The sequence below is a fragment of the Noviherbaspirillum sp. genome (assembly GCF_035944575.1).
Lineage (GTDB): Bacteria > Pseudomonadota > Gammaproteobacteria > Burkholderiales > Burkholderiaceae_D > Noviherbaspirillum.
The window spans coordinates 1-13261 of the sequence record NZ_DASZBA010000201.1 but is presented as its reverse complement, the minus strand read 5'-3'; the positions used below and the strand labels follow the sequence as shown (position 1 = coordinate 13261).

10 protein-coding genes and 1 pseudogene are annotated in these 13261 nt (G+C 61.5%); 10 read left to right on the top strand and 1 reads right to left on the bottom strand.

The window, feature by feature from the left end; all coding sequences use genetic code 11:
* The 3 genes from VGU61_RS16105 to VGU61_RS16095 all read left to right on the top strand — a co-directional run.
* A partial coding sequence (locus VGU61_RS16105) for a ScpA family protein (protein WP_326860220.1) occupies positions 1-718 on the top strand: 718 nt, incomplete at its 5' end.
* 73 nt (positions 719-791) lie between these two features.
* Positions 792-1631: a pantoate--beta-alanine ligase gene (gene panC, locus VGU61_RS16100; RefSeq protein ID WP_326860219.1), complete on the top strand. Its 840-nt coding sequence runs from the start codon at positions 792-794 to the stop codon at positions 1629-1631.
* Between the two features lie 6 nt (positions 1632-1637).
* On the top strand, positions 1638-2531 hold the full coding sequence (locus VGU61_RS16095) for a cobalamin-binding protein (RefSeq protein ID WP_414691647.1): 894 nt from the start codon (positions 1638-1640) through the stop codon (positions 2529-2531).
* Between the two features lie 246 nt (positions 2532-2777).
* Here the strand turns inward: VGU61_RS16095 and VGU61_RS16090 are convergent, their stop codons facing one another.
* The gene (locus VGU61_RS16090) at positions 2778-3386 is read right to left on the bottom strand and encodes a ParA family protein (protein ID WP_326860218.1); all 609 of its coding nucleotides are present in this window, start codon (positions 3384-3386) and stop codon (positions 2778-2780) included.
* 168 nt (positions 3387-3554) lie between these two features.
* Here VGU61_RS16090 and VGU61_RS16085 point away from each other — a divergent pair, with 168 nt between their 5' ends.
* From VGU61_RS16085 to VGU61_RS16055, 7 genes and pseudogenes are all read left to right on the top strand, one after another.
* Complete coding sequence (locus VGU61_RS16085; protein ID WP_326860217.1) at positions 3555-4886, top strand: hypothetical protein; 1332 nt, start codon at positions 3555-3557, stop codon at positions 4884-4886.
* The gene (locus VGU61_RS16080) at positions 4876-5541 is read left to right on the top strand and encodes a hypothetical protein (protein ID WP_326860216.1); all 666 of its coding nucleotides are present in this window, start codon (positions 4876-4878) and stop codon (positions 5539-5541) included. Before VGU61_RS16085 ends, VGU61_RS16080 begins: the two co-directional genes overlap by 11 nt.
* Positions 5542-5886: 345 nt before the next feature.
* On the top strand, positions 5887-8706 hold the full coding sequence (locus VGU61_RS16075) for an ATP-binding protein (protein ID WP_326860215.1): 2820 nt from the start codon (positions 5887-5889) through the stop codon (positions 8704-8706).
* Between the two features lie 435 nt (positions 8707-9141).
* A pseudogene (locus VGU61_RS16070) lies at positions 9142-9413 on the top strand (DUF4172 domain-containing protein); the annotation flags it as partial.
* Positions 9414-9432: 19 nt separating this feature from the next.
* Positions 9433-9678, top strand: a complete 246-nt coding sequence (locus tag VGU61_RS16065) for a hypothetical protein (RefSeq protein ID WP_326860214.1) — start codon at positions 9433-9435, stop codon at positions 9676-9678.
* A gap of 139 nt (positions 9679-9817) precedes the next feature.
* On the top strand, positions 9818-10921 hold the full coding sequence (locus VGU61_RS16060) for an acyltransferase (protein ID WP_326860213.1): 1104 nt from the start codon (positions 9818-9820) through the stop codon (positions 10919-10921).
* Between the two features lie 289 nt (positions 10922-11210).
* A complete protein-coding gene (locus tag VGU61_RS16055; RefSeq protein WP_326860212.1) occupies positions 11211-13085 on the top strand; it encodes an ABC transporter ATP-binding protein in 1875 nt (624 codons plus the stop codon).
* The last annotated feature ends 176 nt before the right edge of the window (positions 13086-13261 follow it).

Here is a 13261-nt window from a genome sequence, read left to right as displayed (position 1 = left end):
CCCGCCGGATGCGCTCGAGGTTTTCCTCGAAGCCTTCGAAGGCCCCCTGGATTTGCTGCTGTACCTGATCCGCAAGCAGAATTTCAATATTCTCGATATCCCGATGGCGCAGGTCACCCTGCAGTATCTGGATTACGTCGAACAGATCCGGGTGCATAACCTCGAACTGGCCGCCGAGTATCTGCTGATGGCGGCCATGCTCATTGAAATCAAATCGCGCATGCTGCTGCCGGTCAAGAAAGCGGATACCGGCCAGGAAGCGGAAGATCCGCGTGCCGAACTGGTCCGGCGCCTGCTTGAATACGAACAGATGAAGCTCGCCGCCCAGCAGCTCGACACCCTGCCCCAGCTGGGACGCGACTACGTCCGCGCGCAGATCTACATCGAGCAAAACGTAGTAACGCAATGGCCGGACGTCAATGTGGTCGACCTGCAATCGGCATGGGCCGACGTGCTCAAGCGAGCCAAGCTGACCGCGCATCACACCATCAGCCGCGAGGAGCTGTCCGTGCGCGAGCACATGACCGGCATCCTGCGCCGCCTGCAGTCGAGCAAGTTCGTCGAGTTCGCGGACCTGTTCGATCCGTCGCGCGGCGTTCCGGTGGTCGTGGTGAACTTTATCGCGCTGCTCGAACTGGCGAAGGAAACCCTGATTGAAATCACGCAGGCCGAAGCCTATGCGCCGATCTATGTGCGCCTTGCGTATTCACCTACCTAGCGGAATCCCGATGCCGGCCTGATCCCCGCTTTCTCATCGCTCATTTCACGCATTCCATTCTCAAGGCAGTTTCATGAAAATCATTTCCTCCATTGAAGAGTTGCGCGATCACCTGCGCGGACAATTGCGGACCGCCTTCGTGCCGACCATGGGCAATCTCCATGAAGGACATCTTTCGCTGATGCGCCTGGCGCGCAAGCACGGTGATCCGATCGTGGCATCGATCTTCGTCAATCGCCTGCAGTTCGGCCCCAATGAGGATTTCGACAAGTATCCGCGCACGTTCCAGGCCGACGTCGACAAGCTGGAGAAAGAAGGCGTGTACATCCTGTTCGCGCCGACTGAAAAAGATCTCTATCCGGAACCGCAGGAATACCGCGTACGCCCGCCTGACGAACTCGGCAACATCCTCGAAGGCGAATTCCGGCCAGGCTTTTTCGTCGGCGTGACGACCGTGGTGCTGAAACTGTTTTCCTGTGTGCAGCCGCGTGTCGCGGTATTCGGCAAGAAGGACTACCAGCAGCTGATGATCGTGCGGAACATGTCCAAGCAGTTCGCATTGCCGACGGAAATCATCGCCGCCGAGACGTATCGCGCCGAAGACGGGCTGGCCCTGTCGTCGCGCAACGGCTACCTGTCGGCGGACGAGCGTGTCGAAGCGCCGGCCCTGTACCGCCAACTGAACGAAGTTGCGGACCAGGTCAGGAACGGCCACCTGGATATCTTTGAACTCGAACGTGCCGCTGTCGCCAAGCTTGCGTCGCGCGGATGGAAGCCGGATTACATCTCGATCCGCAAGCGCGCCGACCTGCAACCGCCGTCGGCGGGCGATCTCGCGAAAGGCGAACCGCTGGTGGTTCTGGCCGCGGCCAAACTCGGCGCGACGCGATTGATCGACAACCTGGAAATCTAACCAGCCTTGGCAGTGCGTCGATTCTTCAAGGGCGTATGTGCTCTGGGCTGTATATCCGCCGCGGTATCGGCACTGCCCGCGTCGGCAAGCATCTCGGTCGTCGACGATGCTGGACGCACCGTCACTCTGACGGCGCCGGCCCGACGCATTGTCAGCCTTGCGCCCCATGCGACCGAACTGGTGTATGCATCGGGTGCCGGCGCGGCAGTGGTCGGCGTCAGCGAGTACAGCACCTATCCTCCTGAAGCGGGCAAGCTCCCCTCCGTTGGCGGCGTATCGGCATTGGACCTTGAGCGGGTGCTCGCCCTGAAGCCGGACCTGGTGATCGTCTGGGGCAGCGGCAATTCGGCGACGCAAATTGCACGACTGCGCCAGATTGGCATCCCGGTCTTCGAGAGCGAGCCGCGCAGTTTCGAGATGGTGGCGACGTCGCTTGAGCGCCTCGGGAAGTTGGGCGGCACCGAGCCGGTCGGGCAGGAGGCGGCATCCGCATTCCGCGAACGATTGTCCAGGCTGGAAAAGTTGTACAAGCACCGCCCGGCGGTCAGCGTGTTTTACCAGATCTGGCGCACTCCGCTCATGACATTGAACGGGGAGCACCTGGTGTCCTCCGGCTTGCGGCTCTGCGGCGGACGCAACATCTTTGCCGACCTGCCGCAATTGGCGCCCACCATCAGCACGGAGGCCGTACTGAAAGCCGACCCGGATGCGATCATTGCCAGCAGCGGCGCAAAGGATGATGCGTTCCGCCAATGGCGACGGTTCGAAGGCATGCGCGCTGTGAAACGCGGCAATCTGTACACGGTGGATGGCGAGCTGATGAACCGCGCCGCGCCGCGGGTGCTGGATGGTGTTGAAGCGCTGTGCCGGGTTTTGGAGAAGGCGCGCACGGTCAAATGACGCCACGGAAGGACTTTGAAAGCGTCACCTGAACCGGTTCCCCTGCTTTATGGAACTGACTTCAAAAATGTAATTCGGGATGCTTCTGTCATTCCCGCCGCCGACTGCCCATTCGAAGGCAAGCTGCGGCGGACATCCAGGGATACACCGCATGAACAAACGAGGCATGTGGCGCATCTCTGGCCGCCGCCGACGCAAGGACGACACGTCTCTATTGATGATGTAACCTCATTGGTGACGTCCCCGTCAGGCCACCCACTTCAACATCCCCTGCCACTGCTCGATATCCTTCTCCACCCGCGACGGCGCCACGTCCCACAAGGTCGCGCCATGGGCGGCAAGCTGCACATAATTCTGCGTGTCGCGGAGATAACCCAGGACGGGAAGGCCGATATTTTCGGCGTAGTGGGCCAGCTGGTCGGCCGATCGGGTGCGCACATTGACGCGCATGCCGACGATTCCCACCGCCAGCTTGCCCTGCCGTCCGGCCAGGGTCTGCAGGAAGGCCTGCGTCGCCAGGATATCGAACATCGACGGCTGCAAAGGGACGATCACCCTGTCGGCGATGCCGAGTATCTCGTCCAGCCGTTTTCCCTCCAGGCCGGCGGGCGTATCCAGCACGATATGGGTCGTGCCCTTCGGCGGCTTGGCGATCCGGCCGTCGTCGATGTCCCAGGAAGCAATCGGCGGCAGGCTGCCGGGCCGCAGCGAAAGCCAGGAACGGGACGACTGCTGAATATCGGTATCGCCTAGCATGGTCCTGTGCCCCTGTCGGGCAAAGTAGCCGGCAAGATTCGTGGCGATGGTGCTTTTGCCTACGCCACCCTTGGGATTCGCGACGACGACGACTGGCATGGTTTCTCTCCTGCGCTGTGCCCGCCCTGTTATCGAAATGACAAATAAAATACTTTCCTGCGTGCACGAAATGCAAGAATAGCATGAGGTTTTCGCGTCATAACATTCTGTCGCCGCCTTTGTCACGGCCTTGCCGTGCCGTAAAATGCCGGGATGAAAATCAGTGCGATGAATCAACAAACCGCGCCGGATGATGACGACCAGGATTCGCTCCAGGCCTACTTCAAACCCGACGTTTCTCCCGACGACATGGAAGAGGTTTTCCGTCTCAAGCGGGCTCAGCCGGTGCTGCAGGCGTTCACCGCGCTCTTCCACGGCGGCGCCGACGGCGTGCTGGTACGGCTGCTGGTGCTGCGGGAACTGATGTCGGATACGCAATCCTCCGCCTTCACCCGCGCCGACATCAATACACGTCTCGGCTACCTCATCCCGGACAGCCTCGAAACCGTGTTGGCGCGCCTGCGCTCGCATGGCTTGCTGGCCTGGGACGCCGCCCAGGGCGTGTACCGGATCACCCCGGTCGCCCGCAACGTGGTCGCCGCCATCGACGGCCTGCTGGGCATGGATCAGGCGGAAGACGATGCGGACATGGGCTATGTCCTGTCGCAGGTGGCAGGATCGCAGGCGGTCGGTGGCGTGAGCATCGAGCAATTGCATCATCTGCTTGGCCGTCTCGTTGAACTGACGGAGGAATTCCGCGACGCGATCGCATCCGGCTCCGAATTCCGCCTCCGCGCAGCCCAGGAAAAATGGCATGCAGCCTGCGATTGGGTCGAGAAAGGCTCGGAAATCATCCATGCGATCACCACCGATACGCGGGCGGATGGCGCCACTCACCGGGCGGCACAGGCAATCGGCCGCGCCCAGAGCGCGTTGCTCAATATGCAAGGCATGTTTTCCCGTGCGCTGAACCAGATCGAGCGTCAGCGCGTGCATCTCGGCCAATCCGGCCTGTCCACCACCGATATCAAGACATGGCTGATGCGGCATGAAGACCTGGCCAGCCTTGCCGGCGATGCCATCTCGCTGCCGGTCACGCCCATGTTCATCACGCCCTCCGAGATGATCGACGTCGCGGAAACCGAACTGTTCGCGGACAAGCGCAACGCCGTCAACAGCGTGCTGCCGACCGGGGAAAATGCCGCGGTCACCGCCAGCGAGGTCAGCATCATGCCGGCCGAACTCGATGCCTGGCTGACGCGCCTGTCGTCCTTCGCGGCGGAATCCGCCGGGTCGACGAAGGTGCATGACACCCTGCTGCCGGCCAGCTTCGCCGTCGCGTCCTACCGCGCGTCGCTGCTGCCGCTGCTCGGCGATGAAAGCGAATCGGCGCTGCAAGGCGGCACCGCGACCATGGCGCGCCTGCCGCTGGAATTTGCGCCGAAGGACGCCATGGTGAAGCTGAAGGACCCGCATGTCGCGGCCATGTCCGTCGCCTCGCTGACGCCGAAGACCGATATTCAACCGACAACCCAACCGGACACAGAGCATGACCGATGATGCACAAATCCTGATCGCGCAGTTGCTGACGCATCAGACCCTGTCGCGCGACCACAAGCTGGTCAAACGCGCCCTGTCGGACGACCTGTTTCGCGCCGATCTCGATGCGCGCCTGATCGCCTGCGGCATGAAGCTGCTGGACAATGTCTACGCCGACAACGTCACGCTGGCCCTGGCCCGTGACGTCGAACCGAAAATCTTCGGCGCACGCGAGGTCTGGCAGAACAACAATATCGGCCTCGCCCGCGACGGCGTCGCCTTGCTGGTGGTGCTGTGGGCGCTGATCATCCTGCCCAAGCGCGAACGGCAGGAAGCGCACCAACGCGCGGAGGAAGACCAGAACGACATGTTCGGCAAGGAAAAACCGATGCCGCGCGCGGAAGAGGCATCGATGGGCATTTCCTACCGTTCGCTGGTGGCCGATTTCGGCGAGCAGCTCGGCAAGAAGACCCGCCTCGACATGAACCTCGGCCAGCTGAACAAGCTCGGCTTCATCGAGCGCAAGGGCGACATGATTATCGAAGGACCGCTGCTCGACCTGATGATGGATACCGATACCCTGAAGGACCGCATCCTCAATGGCGCGCTGGCGGACATCTTCCACCGCCCGATGCCGCCGAAAGCGGCCGTCATCGAATTCCCGCATGCGGAATGATGGTCGGGTTTGTTTTGTTTATGTCTGCCGCTCATTTTCGTTCGGGGAAAAGTATGGGCAGAAGGCGGTGCGTCCCGGATAGAGCCTTTTTGTCTCGACCCTACCACCCCCACCCTAGCCCTCCCCCTTACAGGAGGAGGGGACAGTCCGTGGTCGATAGAGAGCTGCGGTTCACTCTTACCAAGGACTGGCCCCTTCCCCCTCCCAGGGGGGAGAAGCAGGGAATTCAGACGGCATGCCGTCTGCCTGCTGAGCGGATTGCGCTTGCAAGCGCAATTCTCTCGGCTGGGATGGGGGTAGTGAGCCTCAAGCATCGATCAGCCGCAATTCATCAATAGGACCCGCATGTTTCACATCAAATCGCTGGAAATGGTCCACTGGGACTATTGGCAACGCATCAAGAACATTCCGCTGAACGCAAAGATCATCACCATCGCCGGCCAGAACGGCTCCGGCAAGACCACGCTGCTCGATGCGCTGCGCACGCTCTTCGGGCTGGACTGCTCGATGGGCCGCTCGTACAAGCACTATGCGCGCCATTCCGGCCAGCAGACTTCCTGGCTGCGGGCGGTGGTCGACAACCGCGCGACGGGCCGCCAGCTGTCCAACCGCCCTTTCCGCGCATCCGGATTCTTCAGCGAGGATGAAGTCACGCTGTTCTGCCAGATCCAGAAAAACGGCGGCGACTGGAAGCGACAATACCTGATGCGCGCCGGCTGCGTCGAAGTGGAGGAAGTACAGGACGCGACCGACTGGCTCGGCTTGGAAACCTACCGCAAGCGCCTCGCGCACGCCGGCCTGTCGCCGGCGATGGCCAAGGTGCTGGCCCTGGAACAGGGCGAAACCGACAAGCTCTGCGAATACGGGCCGCGCCAGTTGCTCGACCTGGTGTTCCAGGTATTCGGCGACAAGGAAGTGCTGGATGCCTACGACGAAGCGAAGCGCCATCAGCACGATACTGAAATGGAGCTGCAGCGCTTCGAGGCGGAACTGGAGTCGTCGCAAACCAACCTGGAAAGATTGCGGCTGCGTGTCGCGAACTACCATCAATGGGAAGGCCTGACCAAGGAACGCAGCGATCTGCAGGAAGAGATCCTACCCGTCCTGCAGTACCACGAGATCCGCGAGAAAGTCTCCGCCACCAGCGCGGCGCTGCGCGAATCGCGCAAGTCGATGGTGCTGCAGGATGCGCAATTGTCCGGCCGGCGCGGCGACGTGGCGGAACGCGCCAGCGCGCTGTCGGAGGCGCACAGCCATGAAACCACGCTGGAACAGGAAAAGACCGCGCTCGAAAAGCAGCTCAATGAGATCAACGGCAAGCTGAAGCCGCTGGAAAGCCTGCTGGAACAGAAGACACGATTGCAAAAGCTGGCCGCCGACGAGGGCGCGGACATCGCCGACGTCGCGACGCAGCTGGAGCAGAAGGAAAGCGAATACATGCGCCTGCGCCAGGAACGCGACGAGCTTGCCGGGCGCATCGCCGCAGACCGGGCCGCCATTGCCGCACTGGAAAGCAAATCCGCCCTGCCCGAGCCGGAAAACGTGCGCTCCATGCGGCGCGCATTGCGTGATGCAAAGATAGACCATGCGATGCTGCCGGATATCGTCGAAGTCACCGATGCCCGCTGGCAAGGGGCGGTGGAAGGCATCCTGCGCGGCTACACCTCGGTGGTGCTGCTCGAAAAGGCGCGCGATGCCGCCGCCGCATATCGCATCGGCGCACAGGAACGCTACGGCCACTTCATCGTGCCGGACCGCGTCAAGGCGCCGGAAGTGAAGGACCGCAGCCTGCTGTCGGTGGTGCGCTTTTCGGAGCCGGCACCGGCATGGCTGATTGACCAGCTCTCGCGCATCACCCGCGTCGATTCGGCAGATGAAGGCATGAAGCTGTCGTCGAACGAGGAATGGATCACGCCCGAGGCCTATCACCGCGAACGCCGCGGCGGCCGCTCGGTATTCGTCGAGCCGTCGCGCTACCGCTTCGGCCAGGCCGGTCGCGCCCAGCGTCTCGCAGCGCTGCAGCAGTCGCTGCCGAAACTGGAAGCGCAGGAAGACCAGCTGACGATGAAGATCAGCAAGCTGGCGACCGAAGTGAGCGGATTGAAGGCGCGCATTGCCGGGGTGGATGCGGCCAAGGAGCTGGTCGCCCGCCAGGCGGAGTTCGAGGAAGCCATGCATGGCGCTGCGCCGCTGAAGGCGGCACGTACCGACGTGGGTGGACGCCTCGGCGAACTCTTCCAGCTGATGAAGAAAGCCACGGAAGACCGCACGCTTGCCGACAACGCCTGGCAAAATGCCAAGCGCATGCTGGCCGATGCGGAATCGAACCTGAAACAATCCTACAAGCGTCAGCAGGAAGAGCGCGCCGCGCATGCGAAGACGCTGTCCGAGGTGCGTGCGAAATGGCGTCACCTGCCCTTCGCATGGCGTCGCCTGGAACGCCGCCTCGCGCTGGTGGAGCAGCACCAGAACTCGCACCAGGTCAATCTGCGCCTGAATCACCTGGCCACCGACCTCGCCCGCGAAGACTGGGAGACCGATTCCACCGTGGTCGACCAGCATGTGCGCCTGAACGGCCTGCTGCAGGGACGGCAATCGGAAACGGAAGAACGCCGCTACCAGAATAACCGCGCGATCGAGGCAACCAACAATGCGCGCGCGGCCTATATCGAACGCCTGCGCTACACGGTCAAGACCTACAGCCGCAATATCAAGGAACTCGGCGAATTGGCCGGCATCGAGGTGCACACCGATCCGGTGCGGCTGGAAAACGACGACGTGCAGCTCTCACAGGCCGGCCTGCATGTGCGCTTCAAGTTCGACGGCAAGGGTCCGATCGGCATGAACGACGGCGAAGCATCCGGCGGCCAGCAGGTGATGAAGTCGCTGGTGCTGCTGATCGGCTTGCTGAAGTCGGATGACGGCTCGGGCGGGTTCGTTTTCATCGATGAACCGTTCGCGCACCTGGATATCCGGAATATTCAGCTGGTGGGGGAGTTCCTGAAGAACACCGATGCGCAGTACCTGATGACGACGCCGCTGACGCATAACACCGATGTGTATGACCCTTCGGAGCTGACGCTCATTACGAGCAAGAAGAAGAAGGATTCGCACTGGGCGCAGCCGATATTTGTGTTGCAGCGGCGGGCGGAGAAGGCGGCGTAGGAAGAACCTATTTCATATATAGACCTTGCGAAATTACTGTCATTCCCGCCCCCGACTGGCCCGTTCGAGGGCAAGCTGCGGCGGGAATCCAGAGATGCACTCGCTACTTCGGCCAGGATAAGCGATGCATCTATTGGTCTTTCTTGGAGGACGCATCTGCGCTTACATACACGCCGCGCTGCGCCGACAGCCAAAACCTTTTTGAAGATACTCATCTCGGCAGGTAAAAAAAGCGTCTATACCTCTTAACCATCGGCAATCTCCGCACTTTCTATGGCGAATGCGTTTCGCATGCGGAGATTGCAAGACATAATCTCCGCATGAAAAGCGGAGATTACACTTGTATCTGGCAGGCGCGCGATTGACCGGCCTAGCGGCATGACTTGGCGGCCCTCGCCGACCCGCTGGCTGAGATCAGCCGTGCCCAAGACTTGACTCGCCAAAGCGCATCTTTGGCAACACTGGGCAAACGCCGCTGAATGGAGCATCAGGTAACGCTCCTCAACCGCTTTCTCGATGGCTTTGAAGGCAAGCTTACTGCCAGCGAATGGGCTGCCATCGCCAAGTGCTCGCCGGATACGGCGCTACGCGACGGCAATGAAATGTGGGCGCGCGGGCTATTGAGAAAGTCCGACGCGGGCGGCAGAAGTACCAGTTATGAACTGAATGACCTGCATGAAAGTGGCAGGACAGGACGTTTAATCTAGATTTCCGAAGGAGCGTTACATGACTGTTTTCATCAAGCCTGTATTCGATGGCACGGTGGTGTTTGAAGGCAAGGAGCTGTTCAAGGGGCAAGGCGCGGCAAGGCAATGGGCGCAGCAGGTCGGCAGCGAATTGGGTGTTCCCGTCGAGCCACGCAAGATCGGCACGGGCTGGGCATTGGTCGGCACCATTGATGGTGTCGAGACCGTCTGGGGAATCTACGGTCAACGGCTCAAGCGTATTTCTCCTTCATCGGGCGACGACTGACCGGTTCAGATCGCAATGTAAACCAACATGACTGGGCAGAAGGCAAGGATCAGGACAAGAGGACACTGCACCACAAATCATTGCAAAGAAGTATGCATTTCACATGAGAAAATAGCGGAAACTTCATCAGGGTGTTGCCGTGCAAAGTGCTTCTGTTGCCCATTACCGTTTCCTCGACCTGCTCAAGGCAGTCGCTTCCAATCTGATCGTCCTGCATCACCTCGCGTTTTACGGCCCGATGGTCGACCACGTGAAGCCGGTCATGCCCGAACTGATCGAATGGCTGGAAACCCAGGCGCGCATTGCGGTACAGGTGTTTCTCGTGATGGGCGGTTTTCTTGCGGCGAAGTCCTTGTCGCCGAATGGCATGCCAGGTCTTCGCGCCCCGTTGCGCGCCGTGACGCGACGCTTCATCAAGCTGGTGCCGCCATTTATTGCTGCAATGGCACTCGCGGTCGCCGGGGCTGCGTTGGCCGGCATGTGGATGACCCATGATTCCATCGGCGCAGCACCGACGCTCGCCCAGTTTGCCGCGCATGGATTGCTGCTGCATGGCGTGCTCGGTTACGAGTCGCTGTCGGCCGGCGCCTGGTATGTTGCGATCGATCTCCAGCTCTATGCACTGCTGACACTGCTGTTGTGGCTTGCCGGACGCATCGCAGGCGGTCGCCCTTCGGGCTGGCTGGTGCCGCTACTGGTTGCCGCCGGCGTCGGCATGTCCCTGTTCTACTTCAACCTCGATGCCGACTGGGACGCATGGGCGCCTTACTTCCTCGGCAGCTATGGGCTGGGTGCGCTGGCGTGGTGGGCTTCGATGCCGGGCCGCCCGCTCATCGGCTCCGCGCTGATCGCCGGGGCCATGCTCCTGCTCGGCGGCCTCGCTCTTGAACTGGCGTTCCGCAGCCGCATCGCGGTTGCGTTGGTCACTGCGCTGACGTTGGTCGTGGTGTACCGCGGAGGAATCAGCTTTTCGACAAAGCGCTGGCCGAGGGTGGAATATCTGGGACGTATTTCATACGCCGTATTCCTCGTGCACTTCCCGGTTTGCCTGGTCATCAACGCTGCGTTTACCCGATTTGTGCCGCAATCCGCGTGGGCACAAGGCGGCGGGATGTTGCTGGCCTGGTGTGCAAGTATCGTGGCGGGAGCCTTGTTTCATCGCTGGGTGGAGATTCCGCTTGGCCGCCTGGGGGCGCTGCCGCGAGGTACAGGCGCGCAAACCCGCAAGACGATAGAGGCTTGATGTATTGCCGGTGCACCTTAATGACAGCGCCGGCTTTTTTTCCTGCCACGGCATGCGCCGGATCGTCACATCAACCGCTTCACAGCAGCGATGACCGGTCGCTGTGTTTCCGCCGCGTCGTCATCGCGAAAATCCCTGTTACAACGCCGCGACACCCTGCCAAAACCCGCGAGGCCGCGTGATAGTATTTCCCGACGGAAACGCATTCTCCTCCGTACCCAAGTCACTCATTTCGCTTCTCTTGCTGCAAGGACCGGCGTGCCCGACGGGCGCCCATGGTTTATCAAATATGCACTTCAAGTTCATGCCGTCCGCCTCTTCCAAGCGAGCGCGCGAACTCGACCCCATCGGTCATCAAAACACCCTCACGCGTCAACCACGCGGCCTGTACGTCAACATGTGGCGCCATGCCGCCGGCGCCCGTCTCAAGCTGGCGCTGACATGGCTGATGCTCGTCGGCGCGGCGCTGATGGAACTGGTGTCGCCATGGTTGGGCGCGCAGGCGCTGAACGCGCTGCAGAAGGACGGCACGGAGGCGATGGCGACCGCCGCCTGGTACGGCGTGGGCATCGTGGCGGCGGCGATCGTTGCCTGGTCGTTGCATGGGCCCGGCCGGGTCAGCGAACGGCGGATCGCGCTGGTGGTGCGGAAGAATTTCACCAGCGCCCTGTACGGAAAACTCATGCGCCTTCCCCTTGCATGGCACGACCGCCATCATTCGGGCGAAGTGCAGCAGCGGATCAGCCAGGCGTCGCTCGCCCTGCACAGCTTCACGCAGAACCAGTTCCATTACATCAAGGCCGTCGTCCACTTCATCGGTGCGGCGGTGGCCATCATGTTCTTCTCGCCGATGCTGGGCTTGATCGCCCTGATCGGATACAGCGTGGTCGGCATGATCATGGTGCGCTTCGATGTGTCGCTGATGCGGCTTGCAAAGGAAGAGAATGCCGCCGAGCGCAAGTTCCAGTCGAGACTGCTGGATTTCCTCGGCAATATCTCCACCGTCATGTCGTTCCGCATGCAGGACAGCTCGGGGCGGCTGGTCGATGACCGGCTCGGCAAGGTGTTCCTGCCGGCCCGGAAGAGCATTACCCTCGTCGAGGTGAAGTGGTGCATCGCGGACCTGTTCAGCGTGGCTCTTACCTGGGGATTGGTCGCCGCGGCCGTATGGATGAGCAAGCGCGACGGCGTGATCCTGATCGGCGGCATCTTCCTCGTGCATCAATATGCGCAGCAGGCCAGGTCGGTCGTTCTGGCGCTGGCCGACAAGTTCCAGACGGTCGCCCGCGCACGCACGGATCTGGCCAGTGCGGAAGCAATATGGGAGGCACATGACAGACCGGCATCCGGACCTGCCGTTCCGGACGACTGGCGGCGTATCGATATCAGCGACTTGTACTACGACCACGTAGCCGGCATTGGCACCAGGACCGGCCAGGCGGTGACGGGATTGAAGAAGGTCGCCGTTACGCTCGAACGCGGCGACCGCATCGCGCTCGTCGGTCCCAGCGGCGCGGGTAAAAGCACATTGATGCGGGTGCTTGCCGGACAGTACGACCCGCATGAGCGGCATATCAACGTGGATGGAACGCCCTACCCGGCAACCCGCCATCTGGGCAGCATCGCCATGCTGATCCCTCAGGAGGCCGATGTGTTCGAGGCGTCCATTCGGGAAAATCTGTCGCTGTCGGGCGAGCATAGTGATGCCGACATCCATAGTGCCGCTCATCTGACCGCCTTTGACGCCGTCATGAACGACATGTCGCTGGACCTGGATACGCCTCTGTCGGAGCGCGGCTGCAACCTCTCGGGCGGACAGCGCCAGCGGCTTTGCCTTGCGCGGGGACTGCTCGCCGCACGCGGAAGTTCGCTGATCTTCATGGACGAGCCGACCAGCGCGCTGGACCCGATTACGGAAGAAACCGTGTTCGCGCGCATCACGGCGGCGTTGCCAAGTGCCTGCCTCGTGGCTTCGGTGCACCGGATGAACCTTCTGCATCACTTCAACAAGGTCGTATTGATGGCCAATGGACAGGTGCAGGACGTCGGCACCGTTGATGAACTGCTGCAACGCCAGCCGGCATTCCAGGAAATGCTCCGGCATGGCCAGGACCACGGTGCGGCCGCCACTTCGTCCGTGAAGCTGCCGGTGATGACGCTGTAGGCAGCCGGCCGGCGATGTCCGCCGGTCAGGCCCGATGCTTCCACTTGCACACTTCCCCGCCTCTCGATTTGACGTATAAGCATCCTCCCAGCATCATCTGATCGATGAACGGGACTGGGGCAGATAGCGGCATACGATCCGCGGCTTGCAGAAAATCGAACAGCAATCATAAAAAA